This window comes from Pseudomonas pichavaramensis (assembly GCF_050473265.1).
In the GTDB taxonomy this organism is placed as follows: domain Bacteria; phylum Pseudomonadota; class Gammaproteobacteria; order Pseudomonadales; family Pseudomonadaceae; genus Aquipseudomonas.
Window position 1 is genome coordinate 23,496 of record NZ_JBJKFJ010000018.1, and the last position, 21,166, is coordinate 44,661.

Below are 21,166 nucleotides of genomic sequence, written 5' to 3' on the forward strand. Positions count from 1 at the left end.
AGCAATACTCGAGTAGTCTGAGGGGCGTATATCAGATCGATATCGGGCGTCACGCCTGGCCGTCGACCTGCGGGCAATCACTGAGTGCGTGTTGCAGCATTTCTATCTGTTCGTAAAGCTCTTCGACAAGATCAACCAAGGCTGGGTCGAAGTGTTTGCCGGCCTGTTCGCGGATGAATGCCTGCGCTTTTTCCCGAGGCCAGGCCGCCTTGTAAGGGCGGGGCATGCGCAGCGCGTCGTAGACGTCGCAGATGGCGACGATGCGCCCGGACAGCGGAATCTGCTCGCCGCTCAGGCCATGGGGATAACCGCTGCCATCCCATTTTTCATGGTGGCTCAGGGCGATCTCTGCAGCCATGGCGGTCAGCTCCGAAGCATGCTGGTCGGAGAGAATCGAGTGGCCGATCTGCGGGTGCTTCTGCATCAGGCGGCGTTCTTCCTCTGTCAGCGCACCAGGCTTGAGCAGGATATCGTCGGGGATGCCGATTTTGCCGACATCATGCATCGGCGCCGCTTTGCGAATCAGTTCGACCCAATCGGCGTCTTCGCCGTGCGCTTTGGCGATCAGTGCGGCAGATTCGCCAATACGCACAATGTGATTGCCGGTTTCGCTGTCACGGTACGCGGCGGCGCGCGAAAGAGTGCGTATCACCGCGCTGTAGCTCTGGGTCAGCTGGGCCGTGCGTTCACGCACGCGCTGCTCCAGCGTCACGTTGGCTTCATACAGGGCCAAGCTGGCCTGGCTCAGTTGCAGATTGCTGCGTACGCGCAGAATGACTTCGGGCAGATCGACCGGTTTGCTCAGGTAGTCGTTAGCGCCCAGTTCCAGTCCGGTGCGTCGGCTGGCGCTATCGCTGAGCGCGGTGATGATGATGATCGGATTGGTGCTGCGGTCGCGATTGGCCAGCGCCCGGAGGATGTCGAAGCCATTGGGCGCCGGCATGTCGAGATCGAGCAGCAGCAGGTTCCAGGGGTTGTGCTGCAGCCATTCCAGCGCCGCCGCCGAGTCGGAGAAACTGACGGTGTCGCGCAGGCCGAAGGCCTTGAGGCTGGTTTCCAGCAGACGGCTGTTGGCAACCACATCGTCGACGATGACTACGCGTGATTGTTGGAAATCCTTAGACAGCATGCATTGCCTCCTTGCCGGTCAGGTCACGGACTAACTGATGGAGTTCATTCGGGTCGATGGGCACCGCAAGCAGGGCACCGGCTCCCAGGCCTACCAGTTCCTGCAACTGGTCCGGGCGACTCAGCAGCACCACCTGCAGGTCGGCCAGCTCTGCGCTCTGATGCAGGCTTCGCAGCAGGTCGCGCCCGTCGATTTCGTGCATGTCGACACTCAGCAGCAGCAGGTCTGGGCGCCGCTCGTGCAGCGCAGCCAGCAACTCGCGGCCGTTGTCGAACTGCTGCAGGTCGACATCGCCCAGCGTCTTGCTGACCACTTCACGATTGTCGCTGTCGAGGTCGCCGTGGTAGACGCAGGCCTTGCTCTGCACGGGGGGCTCAACCTCTGGGCGCTTGGGGACCTCGTAGCGCAAAAGGTCGATCCAGAAGCGGCTGCCGCGATCAATTTCGCTTTCAAGGCCCATCTCGCCATTCATCAGTGCCGCATATTCCTTGCACAGCGAAAGGCCGATTCCGGTGCCCTGGATGGCACCGTTTTCCTGGCCCAGGCGTTGGAAGGGTTCGAAAAGCAGAGGCTGCAACCCAGCTGCGATACCCATACCGGTGTCGCTCACGGCCAGGCGTACTCGTCCACCCTGCTCATGGCCGCTGAGCGTGATGCTGCCGGCAGGTGTGTATTTGATGGCATTCGATAGCAGGTTCAGCAGCACCTGACGCAAGCGACGCTGATCAGCCAGCACCGGTAACGGTTCTTCAGGCAGCGAGAGATGCAGGGTCAGGCCACGGGCTTCGACTTCCGGCGCCACCAGATCCGCGCATTCGTTCATCAGGGCAACAGCATCGACCTTTTGCATGTCCAGGCGCGGCTGATCGCTTTGCAGGCTGGACCAGTCGAGGATGTCACCAACCAGTTGATTGAGGTGGCGGCTGGCAACGAGGATTTCTTCCAGGTAGTCCGTTTCCAGGTCTGCCTGCGGCTTCTGTTGCATGCGCATCAGCTGGGCGAAACCCTGAATGGCATTGAGTGGCGTGCGCAACTCGTGGCTCATGCTCGATATGAACTGACTCTTGGCGCGGCTGGCTTCCTGGGCTTCGTGACTGGCGCGCTGCAGCTGTGTGGCGTTGCGCTCCAGATGCTGGCCCATGGATTCGACGTCATCAATGATGGCTTCCAGTTCGCTGATGGTCGTATCGGGGCGCTTGGGTTTCCAGTTGCCCTGGCCGATTTCGCGGAGCATGGCGACGATGCCACCAATGGGTTTGCGCAGCCTTTCGGTTAGCGCCCGGGCACGCCCCCACATGAAGGCGAAGAACACCAGGTAGAACAACACCAGACCGGCGATCAGCAGGTAGCCGATGTTGCGGTAATGGCTGGCAAGCTCGTTGGTTTTGCTGAATACAACGGTTTCGTCGACGACCGCCAGCAGGTGCCAGTCGGTTGCGGGAATACTGGCCCAGGCCACGAGCTTGGGACGGCCATTCAGTGATATGGCCAGCACACCCTTTGTCTGCTCGCGGATACGTTTGGCCAATTCCATGGTTTCGCTGCGTTTCAGCAGGTTGAAGTCTTCCGGCTTGAACAGTTCCGAGCTGATGGCTTCGTCGTAGGAGTGAGTCGTCAGCTCGCTAAGGCCGAAATCGGCTTCGCCCGACGGCGGCAAGGCCATGATGTTCATCTCGTTGCTGACGATCACTGCGTAGCCACCCCAGGGCACGTCCAGCTCCTGGATGTGTTCGAGCAGCTTGCTCACGGTAACGTCCAGGCCGACCACGCCTTCGAGAAAGTCGCCGCGATACACCGGCGCGACGGCGGAGAGCATCCAGCCCTGGCCGGCGGGGTCGAGATAGATATCGGTCAGGGCGACCTTGCGCTGCGGGTTGTGCTTGGCATCTGCCAGGTAATAGAAATTGAAGTCCGGTATCACCATGTCGTGGGGATACTGCTGCGAGGTGTCGAACCAGGGAAAGATGCGGTTGTAGCTGTCCCAGCCGTTGAAGTAGATGCTGGCCACCAGCGGATTCTGCTGTACGGTTTCGCGCATCAGCGGGTCGAGCTGGGCGAGGCGGGCGACTTTGCTCAGGTCCTGCTGCGCCAGGGGGGTGACGTTGGAGTAGAAGGAGGCCGAACCACCGTCATCCCTGGCGCTGTAACGCACGCCGCCAGGGGTAACGGCCAGTTGGGCCGGTGTTACCGGGCTGCTGTCTTCCAGCGTTTGCTGGGTCAGGGCTGCATAGGTGCTGGTCAGGCGGGAGATATGCCCCAGCTCGCTCTCCAGCAGATGAGCCTCCTGACCGGCGGCGCTCTGCAGGTCGTTGAGTGCGGTCTCGCGCAGATAGGATATCTGCGCGTCGCGGATGGAGACGTTGCTGATCAGATAGACGCTGATCAGCACCGTTTCCACCAGAATCAGGGGTATCAGGGCTGTTTGAGCGAATGCACGCCATATCCATGTCCGAAGACTGACGCGAGAGCCTTTTTGCATGCTGCACGCTCCTGCGTGGGAAAACGAATGAGTGATATCAATATGATATCTTTCCGTTTCTTAAGTGAGGCTTAGCTAAAGGTAGTAGCTATTGCGCGAGGCAGAGGATCAGGTTGCCGTTGCAGCGCACGGCGGTGGCGGGAGGAAGCACGGCCGCAGCAGGTTCTGTGCTAGGCTGGCCGGCCTTTTTCATAGCCCCAAGCGGAGCCCTTCATGTCCGAATTCAACTTCAGCCCCGATCTGTCCTCCGATGAAGGTCGTGTCAGCTACGGCATCGGTCGCCAACTCGGTGGTCAGCTGCGTGACAACCCGCCGCCGGGAGTTGATCTGCAGGCCATCCTGGCCGGTCTGACCGACGCGTTCAATGGCCAGGCCAGCCGCGTTTCCGAGGCCGAGCTGGGTGCCAGCTTCAAGGTCATCCGCGAGATCATGCAGGCCGAAGCGGCGGCCAAGGCCGAAGCTGCTGCCGGCGAAGGTCGCGCCTATCTGGCCGAGAATGCCAAGCGTGAAGGCGTGACCGTTCTGGAGTCCGGTCTGCAGTACGAAGTGCTGGTCGCAGGCGAGGGCGCCAAGCCGTCGGCCGAGGATCAGGTGCGTGTTCACTATCACGGCACCCTGATCGACGGTACCGTGTTCGACAGCTCCTACGAGCGCGGTCAGCCGGCTGAATTCCCGGTCGGTGGCGTGATCGCCGGTTGGGTGGAAGCGCTGCAACTGATGGGCACCGGCAACAAATGGCGTCTGCACGTGCCGAGCGAGCTGGCCTATGGCGCTCAGGGCGTTGGCAGCATTCCGCCGCACAGCGTGCTGGTATTTGATGTCGAGCTGCTCGACATTCTGTAAGAACCTTTCACGACCTGCTGCGCGTCGGCGCTACTGCGTTAAAAACAAGCTCGGAGAGTCGCTTGCGGCTAACGCGCTTCAGCGCGGCCCGGAGGGCGAGCGAAGCGAGTAATGCTCATGTACAAAAGTACACTCCGCTTTCTCCCTTGTTTTTGCCTTGTATCGCTCTAGCTCGCGAGATCGTGAGATCGTGAGAAGGTTCTGAGATCTCGCAGTATCGGTGCGCATGGCGCACCCTACCTGACCGCGTGAATCTCCAACGAAACGGGGCGCCCTGGTGACAGGGCGCCCCGTTTGCGTTTCTGCGCGCACCGAGCAGTTGCTGCATGGCTGCTGCACTCAGGGCCGCAAGGCTCTTGCGTAGCAATAGAGGAACAGACTGCGGACCTGCTCCTTGAGCACGCTTGGCTCATTGGAGTTGAGTTCGTGCAGATCCAGGTCGCCCTGGTCGCGCAGTTCGTCCAGCGCTTCTTCTTCCAGCATGGCGCAGACTTCCCCGGTTTCGCGGTTGAGGATGCGCAGATAGGGATGCGGGCGGTCCAGCCAGGCATCGATCAGGTAAGTCATGGCAGGTCTCCTTGGCTGTCATTACGTAACTGAGAATAATTCCTATTACATAAATAGCAAGGGCTAATTGCGACCTTTTGTCGTTTCCGTGCGCCGGGCGGGCTGTAGGGTGCGCTGCGCGCACCACCCGCTGGCGCAGAAGGAGCGGTACGCACGGCGCACCCTACGGAGGATCGCCTCTCCCGTGAGGGAGAGGCAGGCTGTATCAGTGGGCGGGCGCGGCTTGCGTCTGCGTCTCGGCATCCGGCTTGGCCAGCAGGCTGTAGACGCAGGGCAGGACGAACAGGGTGAACAACGTGCCGACGCTCATCCCGGTGGCGATCACCAGGCCGATGTCGAAGCGACTCACTGCACCGGCGCCGGTGGCGAAGATCAGCGGTACCATGCCGAAGACCATCGCTGCGGTGGTCATCAGTACCGGGCGCAGGCGAATCGCCGCGGCTTCTTCGATGGCCTCGCGCAGGGGCATGCCTTGTTCGCGGCGCAGCTGGTTGGCGAACTCGACGATGAGGATGCCGTGCTTGCTGATCAGGCCGATCAGCGTCACCAGGCCGACCTGGGTGTAGATGTTCATGGTCGAGAAACCGAGGAAGATCGGCACCAGCGCGCCGCAGATCGACAGCGGTACCGTCACCAGAATCACCAGCGGGTCGCGGAAGCTTTCGAACTGCGCCGCCAGCACCAGGAAGATGATCGCCAGGGCCAGGGCGAAGGTCACGAACAGCGCGCTGCCTTCCTGAATGAACTGACGCGAGGCACCGGCGTAGTCGAAGCTGTAGCCACGTGGGGCTTCCTCGCGGGCGATGGCGGTGATGGTGTCGATGGCTTCGCCCTGGCTGACGATGGCCACGCCTTCGATGATCGCCGAGTTGAGCTGCTGGAACTGCTTGAGCTTGGTCGGCCGTGCACGGTCGCTGAGGCTGATCAGCGTGCCCAGCGGCACCATGGCGCCGCTTTCGCTGCGCACATGGTAGTTGTCCAGCCAGCTCGGGTTTTCGCGATAGGCGCGTTCGACCTGGGCGATCACCTTGTAGCTGCGGCCATCGATGGTGAAGCGGTTGATCTCGCCCTCGCCGAGCAGGCTGGCCAGGGTGCTACCGAGGTCCTCCATGGACACGCCCATCTGCGCGGCTTTCTCGCGATCGATATCGACCACGATTTCCGGTTTGTCGAAGGCCAGGTCGATGTTGAGGAAGGCGAATTTGCCCGACTCCTGTGCGCGTGCCTTGACCCGTTCGGCCACCTGCAGCAGCGACTCGTAGTCGTTCGGCGTGTTGATCACGAACTGGAAGGGCAGGCCTTCACCGGTACCTGGCAGCGATGGCAGATTGAAGCCGAAGATCTGCAGGCCGGGGATCTGGTTGAGCTTGGCCTGCACCTCGGGAAGGATCTCCATCTGCGTGCGTTCGCGCTCGTTCCAGGGGCTCAGCAGGAAGCCACCGATACCCGACTGCACGCCATCGAAACCGTTGATCTGGAACGACGAGTAGTACTCGGGGAAGGTTTTGAAGAGCTCCACGAATTGCTTGGTATAGGCGTTCATGTAGTCGAGGTTGGTCGGCTGCGGCGCGTTGGCGAACAGGAACACGATGCCCTGATCCTCCTCGGGCGCCAGTTCGCTTTGGGTAAAGCTGAGCAGCAGCGGAATCAGCGCCATGACGATTACGCCGAACACCACCACCACCGGGCGGGTATTGAGGGTGCCGTGCAGCATCTTCTGATAACGCTGCTTGAGCCTGTCGAAGATTCTGTCCAGGCGATGGGCCAGGCCCGATGGGTTCTCCTCGTGGCGCAGCAGCTTGGCGCACATCATCGGTGACAGGGTCAGGGCGACGATGCCGGAGATGACCACCGCGCCGGCCAGGGTCAGGGCGAACTCCTTGAACAGGGCGCCAGTCAGGCCTTCGAGGAAGCCGATGGGCGCGTACACGGCGGCCAGGGTGATGGTCATCGAGATCACCGGCACGGCGATCTCGCGCGCGCCTTCGATGGCGGCATCGAAGGGCGTCTTGCCTTCCTCGATATGGCGGTGGATGTTCTCCACCACGACGATGGCGTCGTCCACCACCAGGCCGATGGCCAGCACCATGGCCAGCAGGGTCAGCAGGTTGATCGAGTAGCCCATCAGTTGCATGAAGAACAGCACGCCAATCATCGACAGCGGAATGGTCACCACCGGAATCAGTACCGAGCGGAAGGCGCCGAGGAACAGGAATACGACGACTATGACGATCAGCACGGCTTCCGCCAGGGTCTTCACCACTTCGTCGATGGAGGCCTGGATGAACAGGGTGGCGTCGTAGGCGATGGCGACCTTGAGGTTCGGCGGCAGCTGCGCCTCAAGCTCCGGCAGGGCTGCACGTACTTCCTTGATCACGTCCAGCGGGTTGGCGCTGGGAGTGCCTTTGATGGCGATGTATACCGAGGGAATACCGTCGAATGAGCTGATCGAGTCGTAGTTGGCTGCGCCCATCTCCACGCGGGCGATGTCACGCACCAGTACGCGGGTGTCGCCAACGGTTTTCACCGGGATGGCGCCGAAGGCGTCGACCGACTTCAGGTCGGTGCTGGCGTTGATGCTGGTGACCACGTACTGGCCCTTCACCTCGCCCGCGGCGGAGAGGAAGTTGTATTTGCGCACCGCACTGTTCAGGTCACCGGCGGTGACGCCGTAGGCCGCCATCCTTACCGGGTCCAGCCACAGGCGCATGGCGAACACCTGGTTGCCGAGAATCTGCGCCTCGGCCATGCCGGGCAGGGTGGCCAGCTTGGGCTGGATCACGCGCGACAGGTAGTCGGTGATCTGCGGGTTGGACAGCTCGTCGCTGTAGAAGCTGACGTACATCAGCGCCGAGGCGTCGGCCGCTTCTTTCGACAGCACCGGGTCCTCGGCGTCCTGTGGCAGCTGGTTCTTCACCTCGTTGGCCTTGGCCAGCAGCTCGGTGAACAGACGGTCGCTGTTGGCGCCGATGCGCGCATAGATGGAGATGGTGGACAGGTTCTGCTGGCTCGACGAGGTCATGTAGTCGATGCCTTCGGCACTGGCCAGGCTCTGCTGCAGGGGTTGGGTGATGTAGCCCTGGATGGTCTCGGCGTTGGCGCCGGGGTAGGCGGTGGTCACCGTGATCAGGGCATTCTCCATCTGCGGATACTGGCGGATGACCAGCTTGCTGAATGCCTGAAAGCCGAGCAGGACGATCAGCAGGCTGACCACGGTGGCCAGAACCGGGCGGCGGATGAAGGGATCGGTAAAAGCCATGAGAGTGTCCTTGGCTGTGGTCAACCGTAGGAGCCGGCTTGCCGGCGAAGATCGCCAGCAAGCTGGCTCCTACGCGCGTTGACGGATCAGTTCGCGTCTAGTTGCAAGGTCGGATCGGCGACGATGGTGACGTGAGCACCGTTGTCCAGCTTGAGCTGGCCGGACGTGACCACCTGTTCACCGGCCTCCAGACCTTTGCTGATCACCACGCGGCCATCACGGCGCTCGCCGGTTTCGACGAAGCGCCGCTCGACGCTCAGTTGCGGGTTGCCGTCGGCATCCTTGACCGGTTCGCCGTTCTCACCCTTGTTCTCGGCGATGACGTAGACCGAATTGCCGTACAGGGTGTAGGTGATGGCGGTCTCCGGGACGACGATCTGCGGCTGGTCATCCGGCAGCAGCACCTCCAGATTGGCGAACATGCCGGGCAGCAGCTTCTCGTCCGGATTGATCAGCGTGGCGCGCACCTGCAGGTTGCGGGTCTCGTTCTCCACTTTGGGGTTGATGGCACTGATGCGTGCTTCGAAGGATTCGCCCGGGTAGGCGGCGACGCTCAGCTTCACCGGCTGGCCCACCTGCAACTGCGGCGCGCGTTGTTCCGGGAGAAAGAAGTCGACATGCAGGCGCGACAGATCCTGCAGCGTCGCGATGGTGGCGCCTGGCGAGAGATAGTCGCCGGTGTCGACCTGACGAATGCCGATGGTGCCGGCGAACGGCGCGCTGATGCGTTTCTTCTCCAGCTGGGCCTTGAACTGGGCAACGCTGGCGCTGGCTTTCTGCAAGGTCGATGACAGGCGATCGAACTCGCTCTTGGAGATGTTCTGCCGGCTGACCAGGCTGCGCCCGCGCTCGAATTCGGCTTGTGCCAGGCTGCGCTCGGCTTCGGCGGTGGCCAGGCTGGCGCGCTCCACTTCGCTGTCGAGCTGGATCAGCGGCTGCCCCTGAGTCACCTTCTGCCCGGATTCGAACAGCACCTCGCGGACGATACCGTCGACTTCGGCGGCCAGGTCCACGCCCTGGAATGCCTTGAGGGTACCGATGGCCGGCAGTCGACCCTGCCAGGGCTGTTGTTCGGCATGGGCCGCGGAGACGCTGATGGCGGGTTGCGGCGCCGAGAACATCTGGATCTGACGATAGATGGAGAGGCCTTTGTAGGCGGCGAGGGCGAGTACGACAAGCAGTACTGCACCGAGCATGATGAGCATGCGGCGACGCAACATATTCCGTTCCTTGGCGAGCTGGATGGAGCCTGGGAATAGGCAAGGAAGGCACGATAGTGCCAGATCCTTAGCCTGTCAAAGCGTCTCTTGAGGCCACGTCATACGTGGCATTGGGCACTTCCGTGTACCGCTTTCGCCACTGGCTTCAGGAGCCGAGTCGACGGGTCACTTCACCGAGTTCTCCAGACATTTCATGCAGATTGTGGCTGGCTTTCTGCGTGCGTTCGACGTTGTCCTGGTTGGCACTGGCGATGGCGGTCAGCTCGGTGAGATTGCGTGAAATATCCTCGGCCACCGAGGTCTGCTCCTCGGCGGCAGTGGCAATCTGCTGGTTCATGTCACGGATCGCCTCGACGGCGTCGGTGATGCGCTGGAGCATCGCGCCGGCCTCGGTAACCTGGGTGACGCCCTGTTCGCTGCGCTGTTGACCACTTTCGATGGCGCGCACGGCATTCAATGCGCCCGTCTGCACGGTATCGATGATCTGGTTGATCTCCGCCGTGGACTCGGCGGTGCGCTGCGCCAGGTGACGAACCTCGTCGGCAACCACGGCGAAACCGCGACCCTGCTCGCCGGCACGGGCTGCTTCGATCGCGGCATTGAGTGCCAGCAGGTTGGTCTGCTCGGCGATGCCGCGGATCACTTCCAGCACTTTGCCGATACGCCCGCTGTCGCTTTCCAGGCGCCGGATTACCTCGGCGGTGCTGGCGATCTCGCCACGGATATCGGTGATGGTGGCGATGGTCGACTGCATCACCGCACCGCCCTGGCGCGCCGAGTCGTCGGCATCATTGGCTGCGTGTGCGGCATCGGCGGCATGACGCGCCACTTCCTGAGCGGTCGCCGACATTTCGTGCATGGCGGTGGCAACCTGGTCGGTGCGCTCGAACTGCTCGCTGACGCCTTCGGTCATGCGTGTGGCGATGGCGTTCAGCTCGCTGCTGGCGCTGTCGAGGTTCTGCGTGCTGTGGTGCAGACGCTCGGTGGTGCTGGCGAGGAAGTCGCGCAGCTTGTTGGCGGCACGTGCCAGCAGGCCCAGTTCATCCTGGCGAGTGCTTTCCACGCGTTGGCCGAACTGGCCATGGCTGAGCTGGTCGACGTGGCCGATCAGGTGGCGGATGGGGATGATCAGGTTGCGGTTGACCAGCCACAGGCTGAACACGGCGATGACCAGCGCCGCGGCCAGCATCAGCACGGTGCCACTGAGGATGGTGCGTGCGGCGTTGGTGTTGATCTGCTCGGCCTGGTTCAGGCTGTTGGAGCGCAGTTGTTCGACCAGGGCTGTCATCTGATCGCTGGCGGCACGGTCGATGCCTGTTACGGCTTCGTCGCCGGCCTTGGCGTCTGCGCCGGCGGCAACGAAGGCGTCACGGCCCTTGCGATAGTTGGCGCCGAGACTCTGGTGCTCGGCACGTAGCCGTTCGACCTGCTCTTTCAAGGCGGGGTTGCCGGCGGCAACCTTGATCAGTTGGGCGAGGGTGTCCTGAACCTTGCGCTCCTGATCTTCGAACTGGCCCCAGTAGCGCTCCAGGTTGGCGCCGTCCTGGCCGCGCAGCAGCACGTTCTTCCATTCCTGCACCTGGATCTTGAATTCGACATTGGCGGCATCGATCAGCCGCGAGGACTCCACCGGCCCGTCGAGCAGACCGCGGTAGGACTGGATACCGCTGGAGAGAAAGCTGAAACAGGCGAGAGCGGTGATCAGAATCAGCGCCAGGCTGCCGCCGAGCAGGGCGAGAATCTGCGCGCGCAGGGATTTTTGCAGGAACATGATGGAATGCCTCGGAAGTCAGGCGTAGCGCCTCATATTCAGCGTAGTCGGCAAATATTACAGATTTGTGAAATGTCTAGACGAGTGGTGTCGATGGGCTGGAATGAGGGCAGATGTGGTTATTTTTAGGCTTGAATGATTGCGCAATCATCATAGTCTGGTTCGGGTTGTCCATTTTCTGGCGACCTATCCGGGGCGCCGGGTTCATCATGAGGAATTCGAAATGACCGATCGCTCCACTGCCTTTGCTGACGACGACCGCATTGCCTGGCTGAGTCTGCGTTCCGTGGCACTGCCGCTGGCCAACCCGATCAGTGACGCCAAGGTGCTGACCGGTCGGCAGAAGCCGATGACCGAGATCGCCATCCTGATCGCTGAGATCGAAACCCGTGACGGTCATCGCGGCCTAGGCTTCAGCTACTCCAAGCGCGCCGGTGGCCCTGGACAGTTCGCCCATGCCCTGGAACTGGCGCCGAGCCTGATCGGCGAGAACCCCAGCGATATCGCCAAACTCTGGGACAAGCTGTGCTGGGCCGGCGCCTCGGTTGGGCGCAGTGGCCTGGCGACTCAGGCAATCGGTGCATTCGACGTTGCCTTGTGGGACCTCAAGGCGCGTCGTGCCGGTCTGTCACTGGCGCGTCTGCTCGGTGCCCATCGCGATTCCGTGCGCTGCTACAACACGTCCGGCGGCTTCCTGCACACGCCGCTCGACCAGTTGCTGAAGAACACCGATATCTCCCGCGAGAAGGGCATCGGCGGGATCAAGCTCAAGGTCGGCCAGCCGGACTGGGCGCTGGACATCCACCGCGTGAGTACGGTGCGTGAGCACCTGGGCGAGAACTTCCCGCTGATGGTCGACGCCAACCAGCAGTGGGACCGTCTGACCGCGCGGCGCATGTGCCGCCGTCTCGAACCCTTCAACCTGATCTGGATCGAAGAGCCGCTGGACTGCTACGACGCCGAAGGCCATGCCGAACTGGTGCGCCAGTTCGATACGCCGATCGCCACCGGTGAAATGCTCACCAGCCCGGCCGAGCACTGGGAGTTCATCCGCCAGCGTGGCGCCGACTTCCTCATGCCCGATGCGCCGCGTGTCGGCGGGATCACCCCGTACCTGCGCGTGCAGACCCTGGCCGAGCAGGCGGGTATGACCCTGGCGCCGCACTTCGCCATGGAGCTGCATGTGCACCTGGCCGCGACCCACAACCGTGAGCCGTGGGTCGAGCATTTCGAGTGGCTGGAGCCGCTGTTCAACGAGCGCCTGGAGATTCGCGACGGCCGCATGCAGGTACCGACCCGTCCGGGGCTGGGCCTCAGCCTCAGCGAGCAGGTAGCCAGTTGGACCGTGCAGCAAGCCGAGGTCGGTCAGCGCGCCTGAGGTATCACGCCGCCGGGTACATCTCCCGGGCGGCCTGGCGTACGGCATCGATCACAGCGGGTAATGCAGGGTTGTCGTTGTCGTCGCGCCAGGCCAGATAGAGTTCGCCGCTGACCCCCTTGGGTAATGCAAGGTCACGGAAGCGCACCTGGGCGAAGCGAATGGCGCTGGCGCTACGTGGGACCAGCGCCAGGCCCATGCCGGCATTGACCAGCGACAGAATGGTCAGGGTCGAGCCTAGCGCCTGGACGAATTGCGGCTGGATGCCATTGGCCCTGAACAGGCCGGTGTGCAGCTCATTGAAGGGCTGCCAGGCTGTGTGCGCATAGAGGATGAACGGCTGGCCATGGAGCATCTCCAGGGTTGGCTGTTCATGTTGAGCCAGTGCATGGTCTGCCGGTACGGCCAGCACGAAAGGCTCGCGCAGCAGACATTCGCAGACCAAACCGGGTTGCTGCAACGGCGCCCGGACGATGGCCAGATCGACACGTCGGGCGCGCAATGCCTGTACCTGCTCGAAGGTACTCATCTCCAGCAGATCGATGTTCACCCCGGGGCGTTCGCGTTTGGCACAGGTGATCGCGCGCGGCAGTACGTCATACACCGCACTGGCGACGAAGCTGATGTTCAGTGAACCGCTCTCGCCGATGGCCGCCAGGCGTGCGCTCTGTGCTGCACGCTGAGCCTGGTCGAGCAACGACTGTGCTTCGACGAAGAAGGCGCGACCAGCGGCGGTCAGGGCTACCGAGCGAGTGCTGCGGGTGAACAGCGGCACGCCGAGCTGGTGTTCCAGCAGCTGGATTTGCCGGCTCAGCGGCGGCTGGGTCATGTGCAGGCGTTCGGCGGCGCGGCGGAAGTTCAGTTCGGCAGCCAGGGTGGTGAAGCAGCGCAGTTGCGCGAGGTCGAACATTGATTCATTCCAGGTATCAATCAAGTGCTTGATTAGATTAGACCTGGATCAATGAAGGCGTCCATCATCTGCTGCGAGTCGATGCAGATAGCGGTTTAGACGGGTTGGTTGGCTGGCGGGACGGGAAATGAAGCGCCCCCTCTGAGTCGAGGGGGCGATGGAGTGGATCAGGTACGCAGGATCTCGTTGATCGCACTGGGTTTGGGGCGCAGTGCGCTGAACACCTGCCAGAGCACGAACACCAGGGCCAGACCAAGGAAGGTGCCGGCAATGGGGTTGGTGAAGAAGTCAGCGAAACTGCCATCCGACAGCATCAGGCCTCGGCGCAGGTTGGTCTCCGCCATCGGCCCGAGGATGAAGCCGATGATGAAGGGCGCCGCCGGCATGCCGGCCTTGACGAAGGCGTAGCCGAGCAGGCCGAACAGCAGGATCGCCCAGACGTCGAACAGGCGGCTGGACAGACCGAAGGCACCGACCACGCAGAGCACCAGGATGATCGGCAGCAGAATGTGCTTGGGCACGTCGAGCAGCTTGATGAACAGGCGCAGGCCGTAGAACTCCATGAACAGCATCATGCAGGTGGCGACGATCAGCGCGGCGAAGATGGTGTACACCAGCGGGCCCTGGCTGATGAACAGCAACGGACCGGGCTGAATACCATGGATCAGGAAGCCGCCGAGCATGATCGCGGTCACGGTGTCACCGGGAATGCCCAGGGTCATCAGCGGCATCATGGCGCCACCAACGCCGGCATTGTTGGCTGTTTCACTGGCCACCACACCGCCGATGTTGCCCTTGCCGTAGGTGTCACCGTCCTTGGCGCGTTTCTTGGCGATGATGTAGGACACCAGGTTCGAAGTGCCGGCACCGATCCCCGGGAGGATGCCGATACCCAGGCCGATGACGCCGGAACGTGCGGCATTGGGCAGTTGTTCACGGAACTCCTTGAGCGAGAAACCGAAGCCCTTGATGTTCTTCATGCTCACCGACTTGGCCTTGCCCTGAACGGCATGGCGGCCACTTTCGGCGAGCTTGATGATCTCGGCCACGGCGAACATGCCGATCATCACGGTGAGCATGGAGAAGCCACCGTTGAGTTCGCTGACGCCGAAGGTGAAGCGGCGTATCGCTTCAACCGGCGCGATACCGACTGTGGAGACCGCGATGCCCAGGGCGCCGGCGAACAGGCCCTTGACCATGGAGCCGGCCGACAGGGTGGCGATCAGGGTCAGGGAGAACACGGCGATGGCGAAGTATTCGTGCGGGCCGAAACTCAGTGCCACCTTGGCCAGTTGCGGCGCGATGAACATCAGGGCCGCGATGCTGAAGATGGTGCCGAGAAAGGAGAAGACGATACCGACACCCAGCGCCTTGACGCCTTCTCCCTTCTCCATCAGCGGGCCACCGTCGAATACCGTGGCGATGGAGGAGGGCGTGCCGGGAATCTTCAGCAGAATCGCCGAAATCAGGCCGCCGGATGTCGCGCCGATAAACAGCGCTACCAGCAACGAAAGGCCAGCCTGTGGCCCCATGGTGAAGGTCAGCGGCAGGCACAGGGCAACTGCCATGGTGGCCGACAGGCCAGGTACCGCACCGAATACGATGCCCATGGCCACGCCGACGGCCATGAGCAGCAGAATGTTGATTGAGAAGACGGCACCGAAGCCTTGCTGCAGTAATTCGAGCATGGTCGATCCTCAGATGAAGTTGTTCAGCAGGCCAGCGGGCAGCATCAGATCGAAGGCCTCGCGGAACAGCAGGAAAATGACGGCAGAGCTGATGGCGGCGATCAGCAGATAGGCAAGGTGTCTGACTTTCTGGTTCACCGGTGTCAGCACGATGAACTGCAGATAGAGGTAGACCACGGTCATGATCGGAAAGCCGACAGGGCCGAGTAGGGCCATATAGCCAAGAATCAGGGCCAGAGTCTTGAAGACGGTCTTGGCTTCGATAACGTCGGGGGCGGAACTGTCATCTTCGCCTGCCGCCTGGCTGGGGGCTTCTGCGACGGTCTTGGGCTTGCTGGAAAAGGCGCTTAGCAGCTGCATGACGCCGAGTATCGACAGCAGCCCGGCCAGCAGGGTGGGGACTGTGGCGGCGTCGACGCCTTCATGGCCGGGCAGCTGTTTGGCCATCGCCAGATAGGCCAGGCTGGCGCCCAGCATGGCGACGCCGATGATCAGTTCTTTCTTGTTCAGGGTGTTCATCGCTTACCTCGATGTTCTGAGGTGCAACACCGGCCTCGGGCCGGTGTTGCGTCAGGGCTTACTTGGCCTTGCGCAGGTCGTCCTTGAACTGCATGAAGTCGTCGCGGGTCTTGGCCAGGATTGCCTTCGACTCTTCGGTACCGAAGTACGACACCGGCTGCTTGAATTTCTTCAGGTCTTCGGCGTACTCGGGGATCTCGGTGATCTGCTTCATCAGATCAGCCATCTTCTTGACGATGGCCGGGTCGGTGCCTTTCGGGAAGGCGACGACGTACGGCTTGTCCATGGTGATGTCCAGGCCTTGCTCCTTGAGGGTCGGAACGTCCGGGATCAGCGGGTTACGCTCTTCGTTGGGCTGGCCCAGGGCAACCATCTGGCCGCCGTTGACGTAATCCTGCACGGCGCCATAGCTGATGGCACCGAGGTCGACACGACCGCCGAGCATGGCCACAACGCGGTCCGATACGGTGCCGGCGTCGACCATCTTCAGCTTGGCGCCGCTGAGTTTTTCCAGCTGCAGGCCCTGTACGTGGGAGAAGTTACCCATCTCGGTGCCGTAGGTCAGGCTGCCCGGGTTGGCTTTCGACTTCTCGATCAGGTCCTTCATGCTGGTCACGCCGGACTGCTTGGAAGCGACGAACACGGCGCTCTTGTCGACGCCAGCGATGCAGGAGACATCGAAGGCTTCGAAGCTGTCTTCGGACAGGCCGGCCACTTCGTTGACGATCAACTGACCCGGGTGAGTGAACAGGATGGTGTTGCCATCGGCTGCTGCGCCCTTGACCTGTTCGGCCGCCAGGGTGCCACCGCCGCCTGCGACGTTGGTTACCACCATGGTCTTGCCGGTGATCTGGTTGAAGTACTTGGCCATGGTGCGGGCGTTGAAGTCGGTGTCGCCGCCAGGGTTGGCGATGACCACCACCTGGATCGGACGAGTCGGCCATTTGACCTCATCGGCAAAGGTGGCGGCGTGGGTGACCAGGGCACCGACACCGACCAGGGCAGAAAGGAGAGAGGCGCGGAATGTTTTTTTCATTGGAATACTCCGGGTTGGATGAAAGCCGCTTGAGTCAGTCGCGGCCGAGGCTGGGACGTTTCGGGTCATACTGCCAACCCGGAACCAGGTACTGCATGGCCATGGCGTCGTCACGCGCGCCGTTGGCCACTTTCTTGTAAAGCTCATGGGCGGCCATGATCCGCTCCATATCCGGTTCGATGCCGAGGCCGGGCTTGTCGGAAACTTCCACCTGGCCGCCGACGATCTGCAGTGGCTCGCGCGTCAGGCGTTCGCTGCCTTCCTGCCAGATCCAGTGCGTGTCGATGGCCGTGACCCGGCCTGGCACGGCGGCCGCAGCGTGGGTGAACATGGCCAGGGAAATATCGAAATGGTTGTTGGAGTGCGAGCCCCAGGTCAGGCCGAACTCTTCGCAGACCTGGCCGAGGCGCACGGCGCCCTGCATGGTCCAGAAGTGCGGGTCGGCCAGTGGGATGTCGACCGCTTCCAGGCGCAGCGAGTGGCCCATTTGCCGCCAGTCGGTCGCGACCATGTTGGTGGCTGTCGGAATGCCAGTGGCACGCTTGAATTCGGCCATCACCTCGCGCCCCGAATAACCGTTCTCCGGGCCGCAGGGATCTTCGGCATAGCTCAGCACATGGCCTTGCCCCTGGCACAGGGCAATGGCTTCGTCGAGCGACCAGGCACCGTTGGGGTCGAGTGTCACGCGGGCATCGGGGAAGCGTGCCTTGATGGCGCGGATGGCATCCATTTCTTCAGCGCCGCGCATCACGCCGCCCTTGAGCTTGAAGTCGTTGAAGCCGTAGCGCGCATGCGCGGCTTCGGCCAAACGGGCGATGGACTCAGGCGTCATCGCGGCCTGGTGGCGCAGGTGATACCAGTCGTCGGACGAACCCTGGCCGCTGAGGTAGGGCAGGTCGGTGCGCTGGCGTTCACCTATATAGAAGAGGTAGGCAAGCATCGGCACGCGATCACGTTGCTGACCGCTGCCAAGCAGGTCTGCGACTGGTACGTCCAGGTGCTGGCCGAGCAGGTCGAGCAGGGCGGCCTCGACTGCGGTAATCACGTTGTCCAGGCGCAGATTGATCTCGTGCGGTTGCTTGAGGACGCGCGCTTCGGATTCCGAGGTGACCTGATGCTGAGTGGTCTGCGGTCCTTTCGCGGGGCCGGCGATGGCCTGGCGCAAACGGTTGAGCACAGAGTTGTAGCGGCCGACCGGTTGGCCAATCACCAGTTCGCGGCAGCGTTCCAGGGCCTGACGAATACCTTCGCCGCCCGGCACCTCGCCACAGCCGGTACGTCCGGCATTGTCCTTGAGCAGGACCAGGTTGCGTGTGAAGTAAGGCGCATGGGCGCCGCACAGGTTGAGCAGCATGCTGTCATGACCGGCGACCGGAATGACCTGCATTTCAGTGATGTGCGGGGTGCCGCTGTGTGACGTGTGGTGCATCTTGGTTGGGCTCCGAACGTGACGCGGCCTTGGCCGCGGAGGCAAGGGTACGCTTCAGTCGTGCAGCGAACTCTTTCGGGGAGTCCGTCTGCCGGGCTCGGGAGCAGGGGATGAGATGGCGGCGATGCGGTGGAAAAGATCGCCTGCCGTAGTGCGATGGCTGATGCAGATGGAGCAGGCGGCAATGGAGGTCGATGACATGACCTGGGGCCTCGCTTGTTTTTATTGGAATGTCATAGGTTGTCGTATGACTTGGTGAAATTAGTACCAGTCTGTTTCTGGCCTGTCAACGCTCCGGATGGCTAAGGATGATTGCGTTGCCATTCGCTCTGGGCAATGTTAGAAGCCTATCTATTCCAGCGTTTGGCGCTTGAGGGCTGGTTTTCCGTTGTTGTCGGGCGAGGGTTGGAAAATCTTCGACGAACGGAGGATACGAAAACTGGTGTTTTTTTTGTTGTTGTACGATAACGTATCTCTACAGCTGCGGCTGACGTTATTCCTCACAATTCGCTTTACAGGGTGTTCGCATAATGAATCCACAAGAACTTAAGTCCATCCTCTCCTCCGGTCTGCTGTCTTTCCCAGTGACCGATTTCGATGCTGCCGGTGATTTCAATCAGGCGGGTTACGTGCGCCGCCTCGAGTGGCTGGCGCCTTACGGTGCATCCGCTCTGTTCGCCGCCGGTGGTACTGGCGAGTTCTTCTCCCTGGCGCCGGATGAGTACAGCGCCGTGATCAAGACTGCCGTGGACACCTGCGAGAAGTCCGTGCCAATCCTCGCCGGCGTAGGTGGCCCGACCCGCGTGGCCATTCAGATGGCGCAGGAAGCCGAGCGCCTGGGCGCCAAAGGCCTGCTGCTGCTGCCGCACTACCTGACCGAAGCCTCGCAGGACGGCGTTGCCGCCCACGTCGAACAGGTGTGCAAATCGGTGAACATCGGTGTGGTGGTGTACAACCGCAACGTCTGCCGCCTCAATGCCAGCCTGCTGGAGCAGGTTGCTGATCGTTGCCCGAACCTGATCGGCTACAAGGACGGCCTGGGTGACATCGAACTGATGGTGTCGATCCGTCGTCGCCTGGGCGAGCGTCTGACCTACCTCGGTGGCCTGCCGACTGCAGAAGTCTATGCCGCGGCCTACAAGGCACTGGGCGTACCGGTCTACTCCTCGGCGGTGTTCAACTTCATCCCGAAAACTGCCATGGCGTTCTACAAGGCCATCGCTGCTGAAGATCACGCCACCGTTGGCAAGCTGATCGATGATTTCTTTCTGCCGTACCTGGACATCCGTAACCGCAAGTCCGGCTATGCCGTGAGCATCGTCAAGGCCGGTGCCAAGATCGTTGGTTACGATGCCGGCCCGGTACGCGCTCCGCTGACCGACCTGCTGCCTGACGAGTACGAAGCCCTGGCCAAGCTGATCGAAGCGCAAGGCGCGCAGTAAGCGAGACTGGCCGCTCGCTGCGGCGAGCGGCATCGTTGCGCCCTGCTTGCAGGGCGCAGCAGCGTTGAACAATCGTCGAACCCGTATAAGAACAACAGGGTAACGCTCATGACTTCACAGAATCCTGCCGCTGTCGGCACTCCGCTGATTACCGAGCTGCAAGTCGTACCGGTCGCCGGTCAGGACAGCATGCTGCTTAATCTGAGCGGTGCTCACGGCCCGTATTTCACTCGCAACATCCTCATTCTCAAGGACAGCGCCGGCCATGTCGGTGTCGGCGAAGTCCCCGGCGGCGAGGGCATTCGTCAGACCCTCGAAGACGCCCGCTCGATCCTCGTCGGCCAGCCGGTCGGCAACTACAACGCGCTGCTCAATCAGGTGCGCCGCACCTTCGCCGACCGTGATTCCGGCGGCCGCGGCCTGCAGACCTTCGATCTGCGCATCACCATTCACGCCGTCACCGCGCTGGAGTCGGCGCTGCTCGACCTGCTCGGCCAGCACCTTGGCGTGCCGGTGGCGGCGCTGCTCGGCGAAGGCCAGCAGCGTGATGCGGTGGAAATGCTCGGCTACCTGTTCTTCATCGCCGACAAGGACAAGACCGATCTCGGCTACCGCGACGAGCGCGATGCCGACGACGCCTGGGCGCGCGTGCGCAACCAGACCGCGCTGACCCCCGAAGCCATCGTCCGGCAGGCCGAGGCGGCGCATGCGCGCTACGGCTTCAACGACTTCAAGCTCAAGGGCGGCGTGCTCCATGGCGAAGCCGAAGTCGAGGCGATTCGCGCCCTGGCCGCGCGCTTCCCCGAGGCGCGGGTGACTCTCGATCCCAACGGCGGCTGGTCGCTGGATCAGGCCATCGCCCTGTGCCGCGACCTGCACGGCGTGCTGGCCTATGCCGAAGACCCATGCGGCGCCGAGAACGGATACAGCGGCCGCGAAGTGATGGCCGAGTTCCGTCGCGCCACCGGCCTGCCCACCGCGACCAACATGATCGCGACCGACTGGCGGCAGATGGGCCACACCATTTCCCTGCAATCGGTGGATATCCCGCTGGCCGACCCGCACTTCTGGACCATGGCCGGTTCCGTGCGGGTGGCGCAGATGTGCAACGACTGGGGCCTGACCTGGGGCTCGCACTCCAACAACCACTTCGACATCTCGCTGGCCATGTTCACCCACGTCGCCGCCGCGGCGCCGGGCCGGGTCACGGCCATCGACACCCACTGGATCTGGCAGGACGGCCAGTACCTGACGCGCAACCCGCTGCGCATCGAAGGTGGCCTGGTGCAGGTGCCGAAAACGCCGGGCCTCGGCGTGGAGCTGGACTGGGATGCGCTGGCCAAGGCGCACGAGCTGTACCAGACCAAGGGCCTGGGCGCACGTGACGATGCGATCGCCATGCAGTACCTGATCCCGGGCTGGACCTTCAACAACAAGAAGCCCTGCCTGGTGCGTTGAGTCAGTCGGCCCGGTGCCTGGCGCCGGGCCTTTCGTCC

The 21,166-nt window shown here is 62.4% G+C and carries 15 protein-coding genes; 4 read left to right on the plus strand and 11 right to left on the minus strand.

Annotation, left to right across the window (positions count from 1 at the left end; genetic code table 11):
* Positions 1 to 49: 49 nt before the first annotated feature.
* Positions 50 to 1,129 carry an HD domain-containing phosphohydrolase gene (locus ACJRW5_RS22855; RefSeq protein ID WP_484572779.1) on the minus strand — a complete coding sequence of 360 codons (1,080 nt, stop codon included), beginning with the start codon at positions 1,127 to 1,129 and terminating at the stop codon, positions 50 to 52.
* On the minus strand, positions 1,119 to 3,608 hold the full coding sequence (locus ACJRW5_RS22860) for a hybrid sensor histidine kinase/response regulator (RefSeq protein WP_484572780.1): 2,490 nt from the start codon (positions 3,606 to 3,608) through the stop codon (positions 1,119 to 1,121). The genes ACJRW5_RS22855 and ACJRW5_RS22860 overlap by 11 nt, the downstream gene beginning before the upstream one ends.
* Positions 3,609 to 3,821: 213 nt before the next feature.
* On the opposite strand from ACJRW5_RS22860, the gene bamJ reads away from it, so the two are divergent.
* Positions 3,822 to 4,451 carry a BamJ family beta-barrel-assembly machinery protein gene (bamJ, locus tag ACJRW5_RS22865; RefSeq protein ID WP_484572781.1) on the plus strand — a complete coding sequence of 210 codons (630 nt, stop codon included), beginning with the start codon at positions 3,822 to 3,824 and terminating at the stop codon, positions 4,449 to 4,451.
* A 339-nt stretch (positions 4,452 to 4,790) separates the two neighbouring features.
* On the opposite strand, the gene ACJRW5_RS22870 is transcribed toward bamJ, so the two are convergent.
* The 4 genes from ACJRW5_RS22870 to ACJRW5_RS22885 form a co-directional block, all read right to left on the minus strand.
* Complete coding sequence (locus ACJRW5_RS22870) at positions 4,791 to 5,018, minus strand: PA4570 family protein (RefSeq protein WP_484572782.1); 228 nt, start codon at positions 5,016 to 5,018, stop codon at positions 4,791 to 4,793.
* Between the two features lie 205 nt (positions 5,019 to 5,223).
* Positions 5,224 to 8,277, minus strand: coding sequence for a multidrug efflux RND transporter permease subunit (locus tag ACJRW5_RS22875; protein WP_484572783.1), 3,054 nt, complete (start codon positions 8,275 to 8,277; stop codon positions 5,224 to 5,226).
* A gap of 86 nt (positions 8,278 to 8,363) precedes the next feature.
* Entirely contained in the window at positions 8,364 to 9,497 is a 1,134-nt protein-coding gene (locus tag ACJRW5_RS22880; protein ID WP_484572784.1) for an efflux RND transporter periplasmic adaptor subunit, read from the minus strand.
* Positions 9,498 to 9,642: 145 nt separating this feature from the next.
* Positions 9,643 to 11,268: a methyl-accepting chemotaxis protein gene (locus tag ACJRW5_RS22885; protein WP_484572785.1), complete on the minus strand. Its 1,626-nt coding sequence runs from the start codon at positions 11,266 to 11,268 to the stop codon at positions 9,643 to 9,645.
* Between the two features lie 223 nt (positions 11,269 to 11,491).
* Between ACJRW5_RS22885 and ACJRW5_RS22890 the strand changes: the two genes are divergently transcribed.
* Positions 11,492 to 12,646 carry an L-talarate/galactarate dehydratase gene (locus ACJRW5_RS22890; RefSeq protein WP_484572786.1) on the plus strand — a complete coding sequence of 385 codons (1,155 nt, stop codon included), beginning with the start codon at positions 11,492 to 11,494 and terminating at the stop codon, positions 12,644 to 12,646.
* 4 nt (positions 12,647 to 12,650) lie between these two features.
* On the opposite strand, the gene ACJRW5_RS22895 is transcribed toward ACJRW5_RS22890, so the two are convergent.
* The 5 genes from ACJRW5_RS22895 to ACJRW5_RS22915 form a co-directional block, all read right to left on the minus strand.
* Positions 12,651 to 13,556, minus strand: coding sequence for a LysR family transcriptional regulator (locus ACJRW5_RS22895; protein WP_484572787.1), 906 nt, complete (start codon positions 13,554 to 13,556; stop codon positions 12,651 to 12,653).
* A gap of 167 nt (positions 13,557 to 13,723) precedes the next feature.
* Positions 13,724 to 15,244: a tripartite tricarboxylate transporter permease gene (locus ACJRW5_RS22900; protein ID WP_484572788.1), complete on the minus strand. Its 1,521-nt coding sequence runs from the start codon at positions 15,242 to 15,244 to the stop codon at positions 13,724 to 13,726.
* A gap of 9 nt (positions 15,245 to 15,253) precedes the next feature.
* Positions 15,254 to 15,763, minus strand: coding sequence for a tripartite tricarboxylate transporter TctB family protein (locus ACJRW5_RS22905; RefSeq protein WP_484572789.1), 510 nt, complete (start codon positions 15,761 to 15,763; stop codon positions 15,254 to 15,256).
* Positions 15,764 to 15,821: 58 nt separating this feature from the next.
* Positions 15,822 to 16,799: a tripartite tricarboxylate transporter substrate binding protein gene (locus ACJRW5_RS22910; protein WP_484572790.1), complete on the minus strand. Its 978-nt coding sequence runs from the start codon at positions 16,797 to 16,799 to the stop codon at positions 15,822 to 15,824.
* Positions 16,800 to 16,833: 34 nt separating this feature from the next.
* Positions 16,834 to 18,228, minus strand: a complete 1,395-nt coding sequence (locus ACJRW5_RS22915) for an enolase C-terminal domain-like protein (protein ID WP_484572791.1) — start codon at positions 18,226 to 18,228, stop codon at positions 16,834 to 16,836.
* Between the two features lie 530 nt (positions 18,229 to 18,758).
* On the opposite strand from ACJRW5_RS22915, the gene kdgD reads away from it, so the two are divergent.
* On the plus strand, positions 18,759 to 19,670 hold the full coding sequence (gene kdgD, locus ACJRW5_RS22920; RefSeq protein WP_484572792.1) for a 5-dehydro-4-deoxyglucarate dehydratase: 912 nt from the start codon (positions 18,759 to 18,761) through the stop codon (positions 19,668 to 19,670).
* A gap of 108 nt (positions 19,671 to 19,778) precedes the next feature.
* Positions 19,779 to 21,128: a glucarate dehydratase gene (gene gudD / locus ACJRW5_RS22925; RefSeq protein ID WP_484572793.1), complete on the plus strand. Its 1,350-nt coding sequence runs from the start codon at positions 19,779 to 19,781 to the stop codon at positions 21,126 to 21,128.
* Positions 21,129 to 21,166: the final 38 nt, after the last annotated feature.